Here is an 18,729-nt window from a genome sequence, read left to right on the forward strand (position 1 = left end):
CAGCTACGGGAAGGGGCGGGGATCAGGCCAGTCGATACGCCGACGTCAGCCTCGCCACCGCCCCCGTAAGCTCCCCCCTCAGCAGCAGCTGATCCGCTTCCGCGAACGGCTTCGCCGACGCCTCCGTCACGTGCTGGCCGATCTTCGCCTGGACCATCAGCCGCGCCTGCGAGACCAGCGCCCTGGCCTCCGGGGAGTCCGCCCGGCCCGCCGATTCGAGGATCTTCGCCGCGAGGGCGATCGCCTTGAGGCTGAGCTCACCGCCCGACGGCGGCTTGGTCAGCGTGGTCAGGCCCCAGCCGTACGGGTACTGCGGGTCGTACGCCTTGTCCCCGACGTTGACCGGCAGCTGTGCCTGGGACTTCGGCCAGGTGACCGGGAGCTGGCCGGTGAAGGCGCGCTTGCCGTAGAGGACGTCGGCCACACCGTCGCCCTCCGTGCCCGGCAGCCAGGAGGCGACGAGCGCGTCGATGCCGCCGAGGCGGTCGCCGATGAGCTGCGGGCGGCCGGAGACGATCAGCACCGCGCACTTCATCGCGGCGCAGACCTTGTCGACGGCTGCCTTGTCGGCGGCGGTCAGCTCGAGGTCGTTGCCGTTGCCGACGTCGCCGAAGCCCTCGGCGTACGGGGTCTCGCCGACCACGACCACGCCGACGTCATGGCCGTCGGTGGGCGCGGACGCGTCCTTGGAGTAAGTGAGGGCCGCGTCGGGGGCGGCCTTCTTCATGCCCTCCAGGATGGTCGTGCCGGTCGTGATCTTTCCGGAGGAGCCCTGCCAGCTGATGGTCCAGCCGCCTGCCTGGTTGCCGAGGTCGTCGGCGTTGGACCCGGCTACGTACACCTTCTGGGACGGCTCGAGCGGCAGTACCGCGCTGTCGTTCTTCAGCAGGACCTGGGACTTGGCGGCGGCCTCGCGGGCGACCGCGCGGTGTTCGGCCGAGCCGATCCTCGACAGGTTGGAGGTGTCGGCGTACGGCTTCTCGAAGAGGCCCAGGGCGAACTTCTGGGTCAGGATCCGGGAGACCGCGTCGTCGATCCGGGCCTCGCTGATGCGGCCCGCCTTCACCTCGTCCTGCAGCGTCTTGTGGAAGTCCGGGTAGGCCGTCGGGACCATGATCATGTCGAGGCCGGCGTTGACCGACGTACGGACGTCGCTCGGGTAGTCGCCGGGGATCTGGTCGATGGCCTGCCAGTCGCTGATCACGAAGCCCTTGAAGCCCATGCGGTCCTTCAGCACACCGTTGATCATGGCCGCGTTGGCGTGCATCTTCACCGGGCCCTCGGCGTCGCCGAGGATGTCCAGCGAGGAGTACGAGGGCATGACCGTGCCGGCGCCGCGCTTGACGGCTTCGGCGAAGGGCGCGAGGTGTACTGCCTCCAGCTCCTGCCGGGTGACCTTGGTGATGCCCTGGTCGATCGTGTACGAGCCGGTGGCGGACGAGCCGAATTCCGTGCCGCCGTCGCCGACGAAGTGCTTGGCGCTGGTCAGCACCTTGTCGTTGCGGTCGAGATCCTTGCCGGACGGGGAGCCCTGCATGCCGCGGATCACCGTCTCCATGGCCGTGACCAGGGCCGGGTCCTCGCCGAAGGCCTCGTAGGAGCGGCCCCAGCGCTCGTCGCGGGTGACGCAGAGGCAGGGTGCGAAGTCCCACGGAATGCCGGTGGCGCGTACTTCCTTTGCTGTCACGGCGCCGGTCTTCTGAGCGACGGACGGGTCACGGGTGGCCCCTATGCCGATGTTGTGCGGCATGATCGTCGACCCGATGACGTTGTTGTGGCCGTGCACGGCGTCCACGCCGTAGATCAGCGGGATCTGGAAACGGGTTGCCAGGGCGCGCAGCTGGTACGCGTCGACCATCTTCGCCCAGGCCTCGGGGGCGTTGGGCGTGGGGACCGAGCCGCCGCCGGAGAGCAGCGAGCCGAGGTCGTAACTCGCGATGTCACCCTGGGACTTGAGCGCGTTGCGCTCGGCCTGGGTCATCTGGCCGGCCTTCTCCGCGAGGGACATCCGGGAGAGAAGGTCGGCGACGCGCTTCTTCACCGGGAGCCTGGCGTCGAGGTACGGCAGGCCGTGGGCGTCCACGACGACCTGCGGGGGCTCGGCCGGGGGCTTCGCGCCGGTGACGGTGAGCCCCAGCGGGATCGTCTCTGCGGACTCGGCCGTGCGGTCCTTCTTGGTGGCGACGGCGACGGTCTTGGAGGTGCCGGAGGCCGTACCGGCCGGGAAGGTGACCGTGCCGGAGACGGGCTCGTAGTCCGTGCCCGACTCTGCGGTGCCGCCCTCGGTCGTGTACGCGACGGTCACGGGCTCGTCGACCGGGCCGGAGCCGGTGGTGGCAACGGAGATCTTCACCTGGGCCGTGCCGCCCTCGTCGACCGGGTACACGGCGGCGTCGGTGATGACCTTCGCCTTCAGTGCCGGGTCGGCCTTTCCGTACAGTTCGACGCCGTCCATCGCGAACTTGCCGGGCGCGCCGGGCGGCAGGGTGAGGGCGTAGCCCCACATCTCGTTCAGGCCGAGGACCTGGTCGATGCCGCCGACCGGCTGGTAGTCCGCGCGGTACTGGAAGTCGGCGAAGGGGATCTCGACGAGGTGCCAGCCCTCCCAGTCGTCGGTGAAGGACGTGGTCCACAGCTCGGAGGCTTCGCCGTTGGCGCCGCCGTCCTTGAGCTCGAAGTTGATGCGCTTGCCGGAACCGGGCGGGAGGGGTGCGGTGTTCTGGCCGTACCACCAGAAGCGGATGCCCTTGTGCGCGGTCCAGTCGTGGGCGGGCTTGTCGAAGTCGAAGTCGTGGGTGAGCCCGCCCCAGCCGCTGATGTCGTAGGCGCCTTCGAGGACCTTGCTGCCTTCGGGGGCGTCGGCGCGCTCCTTGAGCTCCAGTTTCGGCTGGTCGTCGGCGTCGCTGCCCCAGGTGAAGATGCCCTCGGCCGGGGGGCCCGCGAAGGGGATCTCACCCTCGAAGCGGTCCACGAGGACGGGCGCGGGGTCGTCGGCGGCCGCGCCGGGGGCGGCTGCGGCCAGCAGGCCGGTGAGTACGGCGGTGGCGGCGAGCACCGCCGTACCTGTTCTCGTTCTCAGGCGGGTGCGTGGCATTGCGGCTCCTTCGGTACGGACGGGTACTGCGGAGGTCACTACGCGGGTGCGGATTGCCGGACGATCAGTTCGGTGGGCAGGACGACGGGCTCGTCGGGGGCCGGAGTGCCGCCCAGGTGTGCGAGGAGCATCCGCGCCGCCGTCTCGCCCATCTCCCGCATCGGCTGGCGGACGGTGGTCAGCGGCGGCTCGGTGTGCTGGGCCATGGGTATGTCGTCGAAACCGACCACGGCGATGTCGTCCGGCACGGTCCGGCCCGCCGCGCGCAGCGCCCGCAGCGCGCCCGCCGCGCTGAGGTCGTTGTGCGCGAAGACCGAGTCGAAAGGCGTGCCGGTGGCGAGTGCCCGCTCGACCGCGAGCCGACCGGAGGCCTCGGTGAAGTCCCCCTCGGCGATCAGGCCGGTCGGCAGGACGTCGAGGAAGCCTGCCAACCGGTCGCGTACGCAGCCGAAGTGGCGGCGGCCGGTGACGATGAGCGGGCGGGTGCGGCCCGCGGCGATCAGATGGCGGGCGGCCGAGGCTCCGCCTTCGCGGTTGGTGGTCGCGACGGACGGGAACTCCGAGTGGTGACCGCGGTCGTCGATCAACACGACCGGGAGGCCCTTGCGGTGCATGGCGGTGATCGTGTCGAGGGTGTTCTCGGGTTCGACCAGGAGCAGTCCGTCGAAGGCGCGGGCCGAGACCTGGCTGGTGAAGTGCTCCACGGACTCGGCGCCGCGGTTGCAGGTGAAGAGCAACAGCCCGTATCCGGCGGCCTCGACGGTGTCGACGACTCCCTGGAGGACTTCGCCCATCCACGGCCAGTTGAGCGGGGGCGTGAGCATGCCGACCGTACGGCTGCTACCGCGGGCCAGGCCGACGGCACCGCTGCTGGGCACATAGCCGAGACTTGCGATCACTTCACGAACGCGGGCGGCCGTCGTGACGTCCACTTCGCCCTTGGTGTTCAGGACGCGGGACACGGTTGTCTTGCTGACACCCGCCTCACGTGCGACATCGGCGATCGTGACACGCATCGGAGCCCTTCGGGTCGAGTTCTTGGGCGGGTGCTGGAACCGGTCCCGGAACCGGTCCCGGGGTCTGGGCGGTGAGTTAACCCCTGGCGAAGAGTGTCGTCAATACTTCACGCCGAGATGGGTCCGAACTCAACTTCCGGGCGGATCTTGGCTGTTGTGCGTTCAGATCCTGAATGCGCAAACCATTGACGGCCGTACCCAGCGGCAGTTCACCTGTTTCCGTCGAGGAGGCCCCGGTGTTTGCGCCGGGGAGGAATCGACTCCCGCCCCTGCGACGCGGAGCGTCGCCGCATCCCCGATCTGTGCGGGCGCGGAGCGTCCGCCACCGCCGCCCGGTGGAGCCGGGCATGGCGAACGCCTGTTCTAGAAGTCTCTGAATCGCGTGTGAATGTACGGGACTCGTGTGTTTGCGTGACGGCCGGTTCTAGAGTCGGCTCTCATGAAGCTGGTGGTGCAGGTGAAGCTGCTGCCGTCGCCCGAGCAGGCGGCGGCGCTGGAGGCGACCCTGCGCGCCTGCAACCGAGCCGCCACATATGTCTCCTCCGTCGCCTTCGACTCCGGGGTGAAGGACCGCAACGGGCTGCAGAAACTCCTCTACGCCGATATCAAGGCCACGTTCGGGCTGTCGGCGCAGCCCGTGGTGCGGGTGGTCCACGCTCGGCGTGGGCATTCGTCACCATGCCCGTCCCCGCCCCGACGTAGCCGTGTGCGAGGAGATGCGACCCGTGACCGTCCTGCCGTAGGGGACAGTCGGGAGCGCGACAAGGTGTGAACGCAACCGAGCACACAAGCTCGGCCGTTCACGGCCGAGAAGGTGACTCACGCCTCGTCCCCCTGCCAGAGAGGGCCCAACCCATGGCACGACGCGCGAAGGTGCAGCTGTACGGGTGCAACGGCTCGGGCGCGCAGCAGTGGCGCTACGAGTCGTCCACCGGTGATCTGGTGAACGTCCCGGCCGACAAGTGCCTGGACGTCTCGGACAACTCATCGGCGAACGGCACGCGTGCACAGATCTGGTCCTGCACCGGAGCCGCCAATCAGAAGTGGCGGCTCCAGGCCTGACCCGCGTGGGCGGCTACTCGGCCGGTTCGACGCCGGCGCGCAGCAGACCGTAGGTGTAAGCGTCCTCCAGGGCCTGCCAGGAGGCGGCGATGACATTTTCGGCGACGCCGACGGTGGCCCATTCGCCGCTTCCGTCGCCCGTCGTGATCAGCACGCGAGTGGTGGACTCGGTGCCGTGGCGGCCTTCGAGGATGCGGACCTTGTAGTCGATCAGCTCCAGCTTGGCGAGCTGCGGGTAGATCTTCTCCAGGCCGACCCGCATCGCCCGGTCGAGCGCGTTGACCGGGCCGTTGCCCTCGGCGGTGGCGACGATGCGCTCGCCCTTGGCCCACAGCTTCACGGTGGCTTCGTTGGCGTGGGTGCCGTCGGGGCGGTCCTCGACGATCGCCCGCCAGGACTCCGTACGGAAGTAACGGCGGGGCCGACCCTCGGCCTCGGCACGCAGCAGCAGCTCGAAGGAGGCGTCGGCGGCCTCGTACGTGTAGCCCTTGAGCTCGCGCTCCTTGACCCGCTCGACGACCCGCCCGACGAGCTCGCGGTCGCCGCCGAGGTCGATGCCGAGCTCCTTGCCCTTGAGCTCGATGGAGGCGCGGCCCGCCATGTCGGAGACGAGCATCCGCATGGTGTTGCCGACCTGCTCGGGGTCGATGTGCTGGTACAGATCGGGGTCGACCTTGATGGCGGAGGCGTGCAGTCCGGCCTTGTGGGCGAAGGCGGATACACCCACGTAGGGCTGGTGGGTGGAGGGCGTCAGGTTGACGACCTCGGCGATCGCGTGCGAGATCCGGGTCATGTCGGCCAGCGCGCCCTCGGGGAGCACCTTCTTGGCGTACTTGAGCTCCAGGGCGGCCACGACCGGGAAGAGGTTGGCGTTGCCGACGCGCTCGCCGTAGCCATTGGCGGTGCACTGGACGTGGGTGGCGCCCGCGTCGACCGCGGCCAGGGTGTTGGCGACGGCGCAGCCCGTGTCGTCCTGGGCGTGGATGCCCAGGCGCGCGCCGGTGTCGGCGAGGACGGTGGCGACGACGGCCTGGATCTGGGCGGGCAGCATCCCGCCGTTGGTGTCGCACAGCACGACGACGTCGGCGCCGGCGCCGGCCGCCGTGCGCACGACGGACTTGGCGTACTCCGGATTGGCGCGGTAGCCGTCGAAGAAGTGCTCGCAGTCCACGAACACCCGGCGGCCCTGTTCGCGCAGGTAGGAGACGGTGTCGCGGACCATCTCCAGGTTCTCGTCGAGCGTGGTCCGCAGGGCCAGCTCCACATGCCGGTCGTGCGATTTGGCGACCAGCGTGATCACCGGGGCGCCCGATTCGAGGAGGGCTCTGACCTGGGGGTCTTCGGCGGCCTTGGCACCAGGGCGGCGGGTGGCGCCGAAGGCGACGAGCTGGGCGTGCTTGAAGGTGATCTCCTGCTGGGCACGGGAGAAGAACTCCGTGTCCCGCGGATTGGCGCCGGGCCAGCCGCCCTCGATGAACCCCACGCCGAAGTCGTCCAGGTGCCGGGCGATGGTCAGCTTGTCCGCGACGGTGAGGTTGATGCCCTCGCGCTGGGCTCCGTCGCGCAGCGTCGTGTCGAAGACATGAAAGCTGTCGTCGGTCTCCGTGGTCATGGCTGAATTGACTCCTGTCGGATTCGTGGCTCCGGAAATGCTGGCTCCACTTGCCCCCATCTTCGCGCGACTCGTTCGTGGCCGGGGTGAGGCCGTAAAACGAAAAAACCTCTCGCGGGTGCGAGAGGTCTGCGCGCGGGTCTGAGGCACGGTGGTCGCGTCGTATGTGGTGGTACGAGGCGATCACTGCGGACCGGCGCGCCTGCTGCCCATAATCGTGGCGAACGTAAGCACGGTCGCAGTCTGCCATATGCCTGCGGCGGGCGGGCGGGGGTCTCACGATGCGGGCGCCCGGTGACCTGGGGGCTCCGCGCCCGGCCGTACCTGGGGGCTCCGCCCCGGACCCCCGCGCCTCAAACGCCGGCGGGGCTGAAATTCAGCCCCTCCGGCGGGCCGAATCGCCAGCCTTCCCCGGCGGAAATCAAGCCCGTCGGGCGAGTGTTTTCAGCCCGTCCGGCGATTGAGGACCGGGGTCCGGGGCGGAGCCCCGGTTACGGGAAGGGGCGGGGTGGGGGCACTCACCCGGTTCAGGTCGATGTCGCGCGTCTCGCGCATCGTCACGTACACCACCAGCGACACCGCCGCGCACCCCGCCACGTACCAGTAGTAGCCCGACTCCACGCCCGCGTCCTTGAACCAGAGCGCGACATACTCCGCCGTGCCTCCGAACAACGCGTTCGCGATCGCGTAAGGAAACGCCACACCCAGCGCCCGGATACCCGTCGGGAACAGCTCCGCCTTCACGCACGCGTTGATCGACGTGTAGCCGGTGACGACGACCAGCGCGAGGAGCGCCAGACCGAAGGCCGGCCAGAAGGACCCCGCGTGTTTGAGCATCGTCATGATCGGCACGGTCAGGAAGGTCGAGCCGACCGCGAAGCTGATCAGCAGCGGGCGGCGGCCGATCCGGTCGGAGAGCGCGCCCGCCAGCGGCTGCAGGCACATGAAGACGAACAGCGCGCAGAAGCTGACCAGCGAGGCCGTCGACTTCTCCATGCCCGCGCTCTTGGAGAGGAACTTGGTGAGGTAGGTCGTGTACGTGTAGTACGCGACGGTCCCGCCCATGGTCAGGGCGATCACCAGGAACGCCTCGCGCTTGTGCGCCCACAGCGCCTTCAGCGTGCCGCGGTCCTCGTCCCGCGCGGCACCCGAGTCCTCGTACACCTCGGTCTCGAGCATGTTCCGGCGCAGATAGAAGACGATGGCCGCGCCCAGCGCGCCGATGACGAAGGGGATGCGCCAGCCCCAGCTGTGCAGCGCCGCCTCGGACATGTTGCGCTGCAGGATGATCTGCAGGCCGAGGCCGACGAGCTGGCCTGCGGTCATCGACACGTACTGGAAGCTGGAGGCGAAGCCACGCTTCGAGGGTGCGGACGCCTCGGTGAGATACGTGGCGCTGGCGGCGTACTCGCCGCCGACCGACAGGCCCTGGAGCAGCCGGGCGACCAGCAGGACGGCGACGCCGCCGTAGCCCGCCACCTCGTAGGTCGGCGCGATCGCGATGAGGATCGCGGACGCCGACATGAGGGTGACGGTCATGGTCAGCGCGGCCTTGCGGCCCTTGCGGTCGCCGATCCGGCCGAGCAGCCAGCCGCCGACCGGCCGCATGAAGAAGCCGACCGCGAAGATCCCCATGGTGTTCATGAGGTTCGCGGTCTCATTTCCCTTGGGGAAGAACGAGTCCGCGAAGTACACCGCGAAGGTTGCGTACACGAACCAGTCGAACCACTCGACCATGTTGCCGGCCGAGCCGACCCAGATCTTTTTCCAGTGCTCTCGTCCCATGAGGGGCCACCGTGCCGGAGGGGCAGAAGGCGATCAAGGGAGCGGGGCGCAACGATCGGGAGTACTTGCGTTCGTTGCGTTCACGGAAGCAGCGTGTCGTCGAGGAACTCCCGTACGTGGCCGAGGACTTGGGGCCGTCCGGTGCCGGGTATCCCGACCGCCACATGGACGCTGAACCCGTCGAGGAGCGCGCGCAGCCGGGCGGCGAAGCGGTCGGGGTCGACGGAGCGGAACTCGCCGCGGGAGATGCCCTCGGCGAGCAGCGCGACCAGGTCGCGGTGCCAGGCGCCTTCGATCGCGGCCTGGCGGGCGCGGGCGTCGGCGTCTGCGTTCTGCGAGCGGTTCCAGACCTCCAGCCAGAGGGTCCAGTGCGGGTCGCGGGGTCCGTCGGGGACGTACAGGTCGACGTACGCGCCGAGCCGCTCGGCGACGGGCGCCTGCTGGGAAAGCAGGGCGCTGCGCTCGGCACCGAGGCGGCCTTCGCTCCATTCGAGGGTCTGGAGCAGGAGCTCGTCCTTGGTGCGGAAGTAGTAGAGGAGATGCCCACTGCTCATCCCGACCTCCCGCCCGAGCCCGGCCATGGTCAGCCCGTCGAGCCCTCGCTCGGCGATGGTGGCCATGGCGGCGGCGAGCAGCTCCTCGCGGGGCGGCGCGGTGTTGCGGCGGCGCGGGGCGGGAGTCATACGGCAGCCTCCGGATCACGGAGCAGTACGTTCACTCGTACGTTCTACCTGATCGCGCAGCCGTACTCGGCCATACGGTCCGGCAGCAGAATGCCGTACCGCCCGCGGCCGCACCGAACCGTCTTCATACCCTCGGCTGCTGCTGCGTGATGCAGTGGATGCCCCCTCCCCCGGCGAAGATCGTCCGGGCGTCGACCAGCGTGACCGTGCGGCCGGGGTAGAGACGGCGGAAGATGCCGGCCGCGATCTCGTCGCGCGGGTCGTCGAAGGCGCACAGCACCACGCCGCCGTTGCAGACGTAGTGGTTGATGTACGAGTAGTCGGCCCACTCCCCGTCCTCGTCGCGCACCACCGTCGGTGCCGGGACCTCGACGACCTCGATACGGCGGCCTCGGGCGTCCTTCTGGGTCCCCAGCAGCGCCACGTTCTCTTTGCAGAGCTCATGGTCGGGGTGGGCCGGGTCGGGCTGGGTGTGGGCGACTATGACGCCCGGACCGGCGAAGGCCGCCACGATGTCGACATGACCCAGGGTGCCGAAGCCGTGGGGCGGGTAGTCGGCCGTCAGGCCGCGCCGAAGCCAGATCGCCTTCGTCGTGCCGAGCTTGGCGTGGACCTCCGCCTCGACCTCGGCTTTCGTCCAGCCGGGGTTGCGCTCGGGGCCGAGCTGCACCGTCTCGGTGAGCAGCACCGTCCCCTCGCCGTCGACGTGGATGCCGCCGCCCTCGTTGACCAGGGGCGAGCTGTGGACCGGCACGCCGGCGAGGTCCGCGACCTGGCGGGCGATCTTCGCGTCGTGCTCCCAGGTGGCCCACTCCTGGGCGCCCCAGCCGTTGAACACCCAGTCCACGGCGGCCAGTCGGCTGCCGTCGGTGACGAACGTCGGGCCGATGTCGCGCATCCACGCGTCGTCCAGCTCGCGCTCGACCAGGTCGATGTCGGGGCCGAGGAGCGCGCGGGCCTCCTCCGCCTGGCCCGTGCCCACGACCATGGTCACCGGCTCGAAGCGGCGTACCGCATGGGCGACGGAGGCCCACGCCCGGCGGGACTCGGCGAGGTCGTCGCCGGAGAAGGTGATGTTGGGGCCGGGCCAGGCCATCCAGGTGCGCTCGTGCGGGGCCCACTCGGGCGGCATACGGAAGGTCATGAGTGATTCCTAGAGGCTGTGTCGATTACAGGAAAATAGTCGATTACAGGAAATAGAGGCGGTTGAGGGAGATCGAGTCCGCGGGTTCGGAGCGCAGCGCATCGCCGTCGAGGGTGACCAGACCGGTGCGGCCGTCCACCCCCACATCACCGATCCGCGAGTTGAGCCGCAGATCCGCCGGGCCGATGCCGCGCGTGCCGCGCACGGCGACCCGGCGGCGGCGCGTCGGCATCAGGTCGGAGCCCAGTTCGGTCGCGGCCTTGGCCACAAAAGCGACCGAGATGTCCGCCGCCGTTGCTCCGTACGCCCCGAACTGCGGCCCCAGGACCAGCGGTTCGCAGGTGTCGGTCGCGGCGTTCGGGTCGCCCGTCACTCCGTACGCCGGGAAGCCCGACTTCAGTACGAGCTGCGGCTTCGCCCCGAAGTACTGCGGCTTCCACAGCACGATGTCGGCCAGCTTGCCCACCTCGATCGAACCGATCTCGTGCGCGAGCCCGTGCGCGATCGCGGGGTTGATCGTCAGCTTCGCCATGTACCGCAGCACGCGCGTGTTGTCGTCATACGCGCCGTCGCCCTCCATCGGGCCCAGCTCGGCCTTCATCTTCCCGGCCATCGCGAAGGTGCGGCGCACGGTCTCGCCCGCGCGCCCCATCCCCTGCGCGTCCGACGAGGTGATCCCGATCGCGCCGAGGTCGTGGAGCACGTCCTCCGCGCCCATCGTCCCGGCCCTGATCCGGTCGCGGGCCATCGCGGCGTCGCCCGGCAGGTCGGTCTTGAGGTCGTGTACGGAGACGATCATCCCGTAGTGCTCGGCGACCGCGTCCCTGCCGAAGGGGAGGGTCGGGTTGGTGGAGGAGCCGATGACATTCGGGACGCCCGCCATCTTGAGCACGTTCGGTACGTGTCCGCCGCCGCAGCCCTCGATGTGGAAGGCGTGGATCGTACGGCCGTCGAGCACGCGAAGGGTGTCCTCGACCGACAGGCACTCGTTCAGCCCGTCGCTGTGCAGGGCGACCTGGACGTCGTACTCCTCGGCGACCCGCAGGGCCGTGTCCAGCGCACGCGTATGCGCGCCCATGTCCTCGTGGACCTTGAAGCCGGACGCGCCGCCTTCGGCGAGCGCCTCGACCAGCGGAGCGTCGTCGGAGGACGAACCACGCGCCAGGAAGCCGATGTTGACCGGCCAGGCGTCGAAGGCGTTGAATGCGTGGCGCAGCGCCCACGGCGAGTTGACGCCGACGCCCCACACGGGGCCGAACTCCTGGCCGATGACGGTGGTGACGCCGGAGGCCAGCGAGGCCTCCATGATCCGCGGCGAGAGCAGATGGACATGGGTGTCGACGGCTCCGGCGGTGGCGATCAGGCCCTCGCCGGAGACGATCGACGTGCCGGTGCCGACGACGACGTCGACGCCGTCGAGAGTGTCCGGGTTGCCGGCGCGCCCGATCGCAGAGATGCGGCCCTCGCGGATGCCGACGGAGACCTTGCGGATGCCCTGAACGGGGTCGATCACCAGCACATTGCTGATCACGACGTCGCAGGTCTCGCGGACGGCCGCGGCCTTGAGGTGCAGCCCGTCGCGCGCGGTCTTGCCGAAACCGGCGAGGAATTCGTCCCCCGGCTTCTGCGAGTCCGACTCGACGCGCACGACCAGGCCTGAGTCGCCGAGGACGACCCGGTCCCCGGCGCGCGGTCCGTGCACGCTCGCGTACTCGTACGGGTCCATCAGTGGCCCTCCACTCCCAGGTAGCCGCAGGCCGCCGCGCGTCGCAGGGCCTCCTCCTTCGCGCCCGGCGCGTCGAGCGGGCCGTCGACCAGACCGGCGAAGCCGATCGCGATCCGGTCGCCGCCGATGGGGACGAGGCCGACCTCGGCCTCGCCGCCCGGGTCGAAGCGCGTCGAGGAGCCGGCCGGGACGCACAGCCGCATGCCGTACGCGGCCGCCCGGTCGAAGTCGAGCCGGGGGTTTGCCTCGAAGAAATGGAAGTGGGACGTGACGCTGACCGGCACGGTGGCGGTGTTGCGCACGGTCAGCCGCAGCGTGGGGTCGGGCTCGGGGTGCGGCGGCGCGGGGATGACGGCGCCGGGCGCGCGGTCGCCGAGCCGCGCGCCGGGGCCGCCGCCGATGGGCTCCGAGACGATCGCGAGCCGTGACCCGTCGTCGAAGACGGCCTCTACATGCACCTCCGTGACCACGTCCGCGACACCGGGCAGGACGTCGTCCGGACCCAGCACACTCCGCGCCGCCTCGATCGCCTCCGCGAGCCGTCTGCCGTCGCGGGCCGCCTCACAGACGGTGTCCGCGATGAGCGCGGTGGCCTCGGGGACATTGAGCCGCAAGCCGCGGGCCCGGCGCGCCCGCGCCAGTTCGGCGGCGCCGAAGAGCAGCAGCCGGTCACGCTCGGTCGGGGTCAGTCGCACGTCACCACACCTCCTGTTTGAACGCCACTCTAACCATGAGTCTCTTTTCACGGGAAGCATTGACGGATGAGCATTGCTTGAGTCACATTGAGCGCCACTCAAACAGTCGAGAACAGTCGAGCGTCAGGGGCGGCCTCATGCCGATAGAACAGCGCGGAGTCGACACGATCCCGGAGGCGGAGCGCACCAGCACTCCGCGCGATCTCATCTCGATCCTGCTGGGATCGAACCTCTGCCTGGGCGTCATCGTCTTCGGCTGGCTGCCGGTCTCCTTCGGACTCGGCCTGTGGCCGGCCGTCACCTCGATCGTCGCGGGCACGATCGTCGGTGTCGCGGTCACTGCGCCGCTCGCCCTGGTGTCGCTGCGCACCGCGACCAATCTGTCGACGTCCAGCGGCGCGGCCTTCGGTGTACGCGGCCGGCTCGTCGGCTCCGTGGTCGGCCTGCTGCTCTCGCTCGGCTACACCACGCTGACCCTGTGGATCGGCGGGGACGTGATGCTCGGGACGCTGGCGCGACTCGCCGGGTTGCCGACGGGCGGGCTCGCGCACACTCTGGTCTACGCGCTGCTCGCCGCGTGCACGGTCGTCGGCGCTGTCTACGGTTACCGGCTGCTGCTCAAGCTGAGCAAGGTCCTCGCGATCGGCATGACTGCGCTGCTGCTGCTCGGCCTGGTCGCGTACGCCCCCGACCTCACCACGGCCGCGCAGCCCGGCACCTCGTATCTGCTGGGGGCCTTCTGGCCGACCTGGGTGCTGTCCGCGGTGGCCGCGGGGCTGAGCGGCCCGATCGCGTTCATCACGCTGCTCGGCGACTACACGCGCTACATCTCGCCGCTGCGGCACAGCCCGCGGCGGGTCCTGCGGGCGACCAGTCTGGGCCTGGTCGCAGGACTGCTGCTCCCGCAGCTCTTCGGCACGTACACGGCTGTCGCGGCCCGTGCCGCGCTCGACTACGCGGGCCCGCTGGTGGCCGCGTCGCCCGCCTGGTACCTGGTCCCGCTGCTGCTCGCCGCCACCGCGGGCTCGGTCGGCAACGCGGGCCTGATGCTCTACTCGATGGGCCTCGACCTGGACGCGATCCTGCCGCGTGCCACCCGTACACGGGCCACCCTCGTCGTCGCGGCCGTCGCGACGGTGTTCGTCTTCCTCGGCCACTTCGCCTGGGACGCGCAGTCCGCGATGACGTCGTTCGTCCTGCTGCTCACGGCGATCGGCACGCCCTGGGCGGTGATCACGATGATCGCCCACGCCCGGTGCGGCGGCGCGTACGACGCGGAGGCCCTGCAGGTCTACAACCGCCGTGCCCACGGCGGCATTTACTGGTTCCGCGCGGGCTGGAACGCGCGCGCCACGGTCAGCTGGGCGATCGGCGCGACGCTCGGCCTGTGCGCGGTCTCCACCCCGCTGTACGAGGGCCCGTTGCTGGCGCTGACGGGCGGGGTGGACTGCAGCTTCGTCCTGTCGGGGGTGGTGGGCGGGGCGGCGTACGCGGCGCTGGGCGCACGCGGCGCGCGTGCGCCGGAGCCGGAGCCTGAGGTGGCTGTCTCCTGACCCCTGCGCGGCAACGGGCCCGCCCCCCGGCAGGCGAGGTGCGGGCCCTTGAACGGCACGCGTCAGCCCAGCTGGTGGGTCCAGCCGTGGACGTCCTCCGCCTTGCCCGTCTGGATGTCCAGCAGCGCCTTGCGCAGCTCCAGCGTGACCTCGCCCGGCTGACCGCCGGACTGCTTCCATTCGCCGTCCGCGGACTTGACCAGGCCGACCGGGGTGATGACCGCAGCCGTACCGCAGGCGAAGACCTCGGTGAGCGTGCCGTTCTCGGTGTCGCGCTTCCAGTCCTCGATGGAGATCCGGCCCTCCTCGGACTTGTAACCCAGGTCCTGGGCAAGCGTCAGCAGCGAGTCACGGGTGATGCCCGCGAGCAGCGAGCCGGTCAGCTCCGGGGTGACGATCTTGTCCCCGTACACGAAGTACAGGTTCATGCCGCCCAGTTCCTCGACCCACTTGTGCTCCACGGCGTCGAGGTAGGCGACCTGGTCGCAGCCCTTCTCGGCGGCCTCGGCCTGGGCGAGCAGGGACGCGGCGTAGTTGCCGCCGGTCTTGGCGTAGCCCATGCCGCCGGGGACGGCGCGCACGCGGTCCTCGGACAGCCAGATGGAGACCGGCTTGACGCCGCCGGGGAAGTAGGCGCCCGCGGGCGAGGCGATGACGATGAAGAGGTACTCGTTGGCGGGCCGCACGCCCAGGCCGACCTCGGTCGCGATCATGAAGGGGCGCAGATAGAGCGAGGACTCGCCGCCGTGCGCCGGGACCCACGCGTTGTCCTGCTGGACCAGCGCGTCGCACGCCGCGATGAAGGTCTCGACCGGCAGCTCCGGCATCGCCAGGCGGCGCGCCGACCTCTGGAAGCGCTCGGCGTTGGCCTCGGGGCGGAAGGTCGCGATCGAGCCGTCGGGGCGACGGTACGCCTTGAGGCCCTCGAAGATCTCCTGCGCGTAGTGCAGCGTCATATTGGCCGGGTCGATCGACAGCGGCGCGTACGGGACGAGCTGAGCGTCGTGCCAGCCGACCCCCTTCGTCCACTTGATCGTCACCATGTGATCGGTGAAGTGGCGGCCGAAGCCGGGGTTGGCCAGGATCGCCTCGCGCTCCGCGTCGGACAGCGGGTGCGAGGAGGGCTTGAGCTCGATCGTGGGCGTCGTCATGAGTGCAGTGTCCTTCACCGGTTGTTTGTGACGGACCGCGCTCACGCCGCTACTGCTGCTAGGACGTCCGAGCTTTCCCGCATGCCACGGCCCACGTCCGATTATCGCTCGGACTGGACTGTGCCAGAAACGGGGTGAATACGGTCCAGGGTTGATGGTGACACCCGGAGGCCGCACAAGAGAAGCCGCCGGGTGCAGATGCGACCCGGCGGCTGTGGTGGTACTCGATCCGACGGGTCAGCTCGCTACTCGTACCGCGAGCGCGTCGCCGATCTCGTCCGTCGTACGGAAGGTGGCGCCGTCACGCCCCGCGAGGTCGACGGAGACGGCCTCCTCGATACGTGCCGCCTCGGCCTCGAAGCCGAGGTGCCGCAGCAGGAGGGCGACGGAGAGGATGGTCGCCGTCGGGTCCGCCTTGCCGGTGCCCGCGATGTCGGGCGCCGAGCCGTGGACGGGTTCGAACATCGACGGGAAGGTGCCCGTCGGGTTGATGTTGCCGGACGCGGCCAGGCCGATGCCGCCGGTCACGGCAGCGGCGAGGTCGGTGAGAATGTCACCGAAAAGGTTGTCGGTGACAATGACGTCGAAGCGCTCCGGCTGGGTGACGAAGAAGATCGTCGCGGCGTCGACGTGCAGATAGTCGGTGGTGACCTCGGGGTACTCCTTGCCGACCGCGTCGAAGATGTTCTTCCACATGTGGCCGGCGTAGACGAGGACGTTGTTCTTGTGGACCAGCGTCAGCTTCTTGCGGGGGCGGGAGTTGGCCCGCTCGTACGCGTCACGGACGACGCGCTCGACGCCGTACGCCGTATTGAGGCTGACCTCGGTGGCCACCTCGGCGGGCGTACCGGTGCGCAGGGAACCTCCGTTGCCGGTGTACGGCCCCTCGGTGCCCTCGCGGACGACGACGAAGTCGATGTCGGGGCGGCCGGCCAGCGGGGTGGCGGTGTTCGGGAAGAGCTTCGACGGACGCAGGTTGACGTAGTGGTCGAAGGCGAACCGCAGCTTGAGCAGCAGCCCCCGCTCCAGCACGCCGGACGGCACGGACGGGTCACCGATCGCGCCGAGCAGGATCGCGTCGTGGTTCTTGAGGGAGTCGAGCTCCGCGTCGGGGAGGGTCTCTCCTGTGCGGTGCCAGCGCTGGGCGCCGAGGTCGTACTCCTTGGTCTCCAGCTTCACATCTTGCGGGAGGACGGCCGCGAGGACCTTCAGGCCCTGGGCCACGACCTCCTGGCCGATGCCGTCACCGGGGATCACTGCGAGATTGATGCTGCGAGACATATCGGCACCCTAACTCTCCGTCCCACCCCATGACACTTGATGTCCACCATCTGGACGTCCATGAATCGATCAACACTGGTTTGATTTTCATTCATTCAATGTCTGGCCGGGAGTTGTAAGTTACTGGCAAGTTCTGCGCCATGACTGAGGACACCCCCCACGTCGGGATTCCCGAGCAGCTCGCCAGCCGCATGAGCATGCCGGAGCAGCACGAGTATCTGCGCGCCAAGCACGCACGCCCGAAGCTGTCCCGCCGCGGCGCGCTGGCCGGCGGGCTCGCGGCGGGTGTGGCGGGCGGCGGCGGACTGCTGCTCGGCCGCGCGTCCACCGCCACCGCGGCCTCCCCCGGACTCGCCACGGCTGCGGCGACGGCCGCGGTGGACGGCTCGCTGGTCGCGCCGTTCGGCCGGCATCTCGCCTTCGGCGCCGACCCGAAGACCCAGATGCGGATCTCCTGGCAGGTGCCGTTCGCGGTGAAGCAGCCGTATCTGCGCGTCGGCCTCAAGCCCTGGGAGCTGAGCCGGAAGATCGAGGCCGAGGTGCGCGATCTGCACACGCCCTCCCTCTCCACGAAGCTGCCGGCCGTCGACCAGTTCTACCTGCACGTGGGCCTGGACGGGCTGAAGCCGGGGACCACGTACTACTACGGAGTCGGCCACGACGGCTTCGACCCCGCATCGCCGGAGCGGCTGGCCACGATCGGCTCGTTCCGCACGGCTCCGGCAACGCCGGAGAAGTTCGTCTTCACGGCCTTCGGCGACCAGGGCGTGAGCTATCACGCCCTGGCCAACGACCAGTTGATCCTCGGTCAGAATCCGTCGTTCCATCTGCACGCGGGCGACATCTGCTACGCAGACAGCAGCGGGCACGGCAAGGACTCGGACACCTACGACGCGCGGGTGTGGGACCAGTTCCTGGCGCAGACGGACAGCGTGGCCTCGCGGGTGCCGTGGATGGTGACCACCGGCAACCACGACATGGAGGCGTGGTACTCGCCGAACGGCTACGGCGGCCAGTCGGCCCGCTGGTCGCTGCCCGAGAACGGACCGGACGCCAAGAACGCCCCGGGCATCTATTCGTTCGTCTACGGGAACGTCGGCGTCGTGGCGCTGGACGCCAATGACGTCTCGTACGAGATCCCCGCCAACAAGGGCTACACGGACGGCAAGCAGACCGCCTGGCTCGACAAGCGCCTTGGCGAGCTGCGGGCGCAGCCCGGGATCGACTTCGTGGTGGTCTTCTTCCACCACTGCATGTACTCGACGGCGACCCACGCCTCGGACGGCGGGATGCGCGACGCATGGCTGCCGCTGTTCACCAAGCACCAGGTCGATCTGGTGATCAACGGCCACAACCATGTGTACGAGCGCACGGACGCGATCAAGGGCGGCGAGGTCGGCAGGCCGGTGCCGATCGGGGCGTCCACCGACCCGACGCGGGACGGCACCGTGTACGTCACCGCGGGCGGCGCCGGGAAAGAGCTGTACAGCTTCGGGCCCGGGGTCCAGGACAGCTACGAGGGCAACGTCCACGACCACGACACCATCGTGACCTTCCACTGGACCAAGCTGCGGCTGCCGGACCCGGACACCGTGCAGTGGTCGCGGGTGCGGTACACCGGCTTCTCGTTCCTCGCGGTGGAGGCGGAGTCCGGCACGGCGCCGAAGCTGAAGGTCTCCGCGCTTGCCGAGAGCGGCAAGCGCATCGACTACTTCGAGGTGAAGCGCTCGGGTCGGTAAACCGGCTCAGTGGCCGGTGGAGCCGCCGTTGTCCCTGCGGTCGAGGGCTCGCTGCAGGGCGGCGGCGGCATTCTTGCGCTCGGCTTCGCTCGAACGGGCGGTGTGACGGACGCGGCGGACGGTCGTCTCGGGCATGGTGATCGACTCCTTGAGATCAGAAATGATTTCGAGGCGCCGGAAGGGGCGGG

The 18,729-nt window shown here is 69.6% G+C and carries 14 protein-coding genes and 1 pseudogene; 4 read left to right on the forward strand and 11 right to left on the reverse strand.

Translation table 11 applies throughout. The annotated features are described in order from the left end of the window. Positions 1–22 precede the first annotated feature (22 nt). Together QFZ67_RS11035 and QFZ67_RS11040 are read right to left on the reverse strand one after the other, a co-directional pair. The gene (locus QFZ67_RS11035) at positions 23–3,094 is read right to left on the reverse strand and encodes a glycoside hydrolase family 3 N-terminal domain-containing protein (protein ID WP_307660906.1); all 3,072 of its coding nucleotides are present in this window, start codon (positions 3,092–3,094) and stop codon (positions 23–25) included. 38 nt (positions 3,095–3,132) lie between these two features. Then, a complete protein-coding gene (locus QFZ67_RS11040; RefSeq protein ID WP_307660907.1) occupies positions 3,133–4,110 on the reverse strand; it encodes a LacI family DNA-binding transcriptional regulator in 978 nt (325 codons plus the stop codon). A 439-nt stretch (positions 4,111–4,549) separates the two neighbouring features. Between QFZ67_RS11040 and QFZ67_RS11045 the strand changes: the two genes are divergently transcribed. Further along, a complete protein-coding gene (locus QFZ67_RS11045; protein WP_307660908.1) occupies positions 4,550–4,882 on the forward strand; it encodes a hypothetical protein in 333 nt (110 codons plus the stop codon). Between the two features lie 95 nt (positions 4,883–4,977). After that, positions 4,978–5,172 (forward strand): annotated as a pseudogene (locus tag QFZ67_RS11050) (ricin-type beta-trefoil lectin domain protein); the annotation flags it as partial. A 13-nt stretch (positions 5,173–5,185) separates the two neighbouring features. Here QFZ67_RS11050 and cimA read toward each other — a convergent pair. From cimA to ureA, 6 genes are all read right to left on the reverse strand, one after another. Next, positions 5,186–6,784, reverse strand: a complete 1,599-nt coding sequence (gene cimA, locus QFZ67_RS11055; RefSeq protein ID WP_307660909.1) for a citramalate synthase — start codon at positions 6,782–6,784, stop codon at positions 5,186–5,188. A 444-nt stretch (positions 6,785–7,228) separates the two neighbouring features. Further along, on the reverse strand, positions 7,229–8,569 hold the full coding sequence (locus tag QFZ67_RS11060; RefSeq protein ID WP_307660910.1) for an MFS transporter: 1,341 nt from the start codon (positions 8,567–8,569) through the stop codon (positions 7,229–7,231). Positions 8,570–8,649: 80 nt separating this feature from the next. Beyond that, on the reverse strand, positions 8,650–9,252 hold the full coding sequence (locus QFZ67_RS11065; RefSeq protein WP_307660911.1) for a TetR/AcrR family transcriptional regulator: 603 nt from the start codon (positions 9,250–9,252) through the stop codon (positions 8,650–8,652). 124 nt (positions 9,253–9,376) lie between these two features. Continuing rightward, on the reverse strand, positions 9,377–10,396 hold the full coding sequence (locus QFZ67_RS11070) for an agmatine/peptidylarginine deiminase (protein WP_307660912.1): 1,020 nt from the start codon (positions 10,394–10,396) through the stop codon (positions 9,377–9,379). A gap of 43 nt (positions 10,397–10,439) precedes the next feature. Then, positions 10,440–12,122 carry an urease subunit alpha gene (locus QFZ67_RS11075; RefSeq protein WP_307660913.1) on the reverse strand — a complete coding sequence of 561 codons (1,683 nt, stop codon included), beginning with the start codon at positions 12,120–12,122 and terminating at the stop codon, positions 10,440–10,442. Beyond that, positions 12,122–12,817 carry an urease subunit gamma gene (gene ureA, locus QFZ67_RS11080; protein WP_307660914.1) on the reverse strand — a complete coding sequence of 232 codons (696 nt, stop codon included), beginning with the start codon at positions 12,815–12,817 and terminating at the stop codon, positions 12,122–12,124. Before ureA ends, QFZ67_RS11075 begins: the two co-directional genes overlap by 1 nt. Before the next feature lie 137 nt (positions 12,818–12,954). On the opposite strand from ureA, the gene QFZ67_RS11085 reads away from it, so the two are divergent. Next, the gene (locus QFZ67_RS11085) at positions 12,955–14,370 is read left to right on the forward strand and encodes a cytosine permease (RefSeq protein WP_307660915.1); all 1,416 of its coding nucleotides are present in this window, start codon (positions 12,955–12,957) and stop codon (positions 14,368–14,370) included. 62 nt (positions 14,371–14,432) lie between these two features. Here the strand turns inward: QFZ67_RS11085 and QFZ67_RS11090 are convergent, their stop codons facing one another. Both QFZ67_RS11090 and QFZ67_RS11095 read right to left on the reverse strand, forming a co-directional pair. Then, positions 14,433–15,521, reverse strand: coding sequence for a branched-chain amino acid aminotransferase (locus QFZ67_RS11090; protein ID WP_307660916.1), 1,089 nt, complete (start codon positions 15,519–15,521; stop codon positions 14,433–14,435). Between the two features lie 237 nt (positions 15,522–15,758). Continuing rightward, complete coding sequence (locus tag QFZ67_RS11095; RefSeq protein ID WP_307660917.1) at positions 15,759–16,802, reverse strand: 3-isopropylmalate dehydrogenase; 1,044 nt, start codon at positions 16,800–16,802, stop codon at positions 15,759–15,761. 140 nt (positions 16,803–16,942) lie between these two features. Between QFZ67_RS11095 and QFZ67_RS11100 the strand changes: the two genes are divergently transcribed. Next, a complete protein-coding gene (locus QFZ67_RS11100; RefSeq protein WP_307660918.1) occupies positions 16,943–18,541 on the forward strand; it encodes a metallophosphoesterase family protein in 1,599 nt (532 codons plus the stop codon). 6 nt (positions 18,542–18,547) lie between these two features. Here QFZ67_RS11100 and QFZ67_RS11105 read toward each other — a convergent pair whose 3' ends face one another. Then, on the reverse strand, positions 18,548–18,676 hold the full coding sequence (locus tag QFZ67_RS11105) for a hypothetical protein (RefSeq protein ID WP_307660919.1): 129 nt from the start codon (positions 18,674–18,676) through the stop codon (positions 18,548–18,550). Between the last annotated feature and the right edge of the window lie 53 nt (positions 18,677–18,729).

The organism is Streptomyces sp. V1I1 (assembly GCF_030817355.1).
GTDB lineage: Bacteria > Actinomycetota > Actinomycetes > Streptomycetales > Streptomycetaceae > Streptomyces.

Bases quoted from the DNA above. Each gene is read 5' to 3' on its own strand.
- QFZ67_RS11035 (WP_307660906.1), bottom strand. From the start codon at position 3,094: ATGCCACGCACCCGCCTGAGAACGAGAACAGGTACGGCGGTGCTCGCC.
- QFZ67_RS11040 (WP_307660907.1), bottom strand. From the start codon at position 4,110: ATGCGTGTCACGATCGCCGATGTCGCACGTGAGGCGGGTGTCAGCAAG.
- QFZ67_RS11045 (WP_307660908.1), top strand. From the start codon at position 4,550: ATGAAGCTGGTGGTGCAGGTGAAGCTGCTGCCGTCGCCCGAGCAGGCG.
- cimA (WP_307660909.1), bottom strand. From the start codon at position 6,784: ATGACCACGGAGACCGACGACAGCTTTCATGTCTTCGACACGACGCTG.
- QFZ67_RS11060 (WP_307660910.1), bottom strand. From the start codon at position 8,569: ATGGGACGAGAGCACTGGAAAAAGATCTGGGTCGGCTCGGCCGGCAAC.
- QFZ67_RS11065 (WP_307660911.1), bottom strand. From the start codon at position 9,252: ATGACTCCCGCCCCGCGCCGCCGCAACACCGCGCCGCCCCGCGAGGAG.
- QFZ67_RS11070 (WP_307660912.1), bottom strand. From the start codon at position 10,396: ATGACCTTCCGTATGCCGCCCGAGTGGGCCCCGCACGAGCGCACCTGG.
- QFZ67_RS11075 (WP_307660913.1), bottom strand. From the start codon at position 12,122: ATGGACCCGTACGAGTACGCGAGCGTGCACGGACCGCGCGCCGGGGAC.
- QFZ67_RS11085 (WP_307660915.1), top strand. From the start codon at position 12,955: ATGCCGATAGAACAGCGCGGAGTCGACACGATCCCGGAGGCGGAGCGC.
- QFZ67_RS11090 (WP_307660916.1), bottom strand. From the start codon at position 15,521: ATGACGACGCCCACGATCGAGCTCAAGCCCTCCTCGCACCCGCTGTCC.
- QFZ67_RS11095 (WP_307660917.1), bottom strand. From the start codon at position 16,802: ATGTCTCGCAGCATCAATCTCGCAGTGATCCCCGGTGACGGCATCGGC.
- QFZ67_RS11100 (WP_307660918.1), top strand. From the start codon at position 16,943: ATGACTGAGGACACCCCCCACGTCGGGATTCCCGAGCAGCTCGCCAGC.
- QFZ67_RS11105 (WP_307660919.1), bottom strand. From the start codon at position 18,676: ATGCCCGAGACGACCGTCCGCCGCGTCCGTCACACCGCCCGTTCGAGC.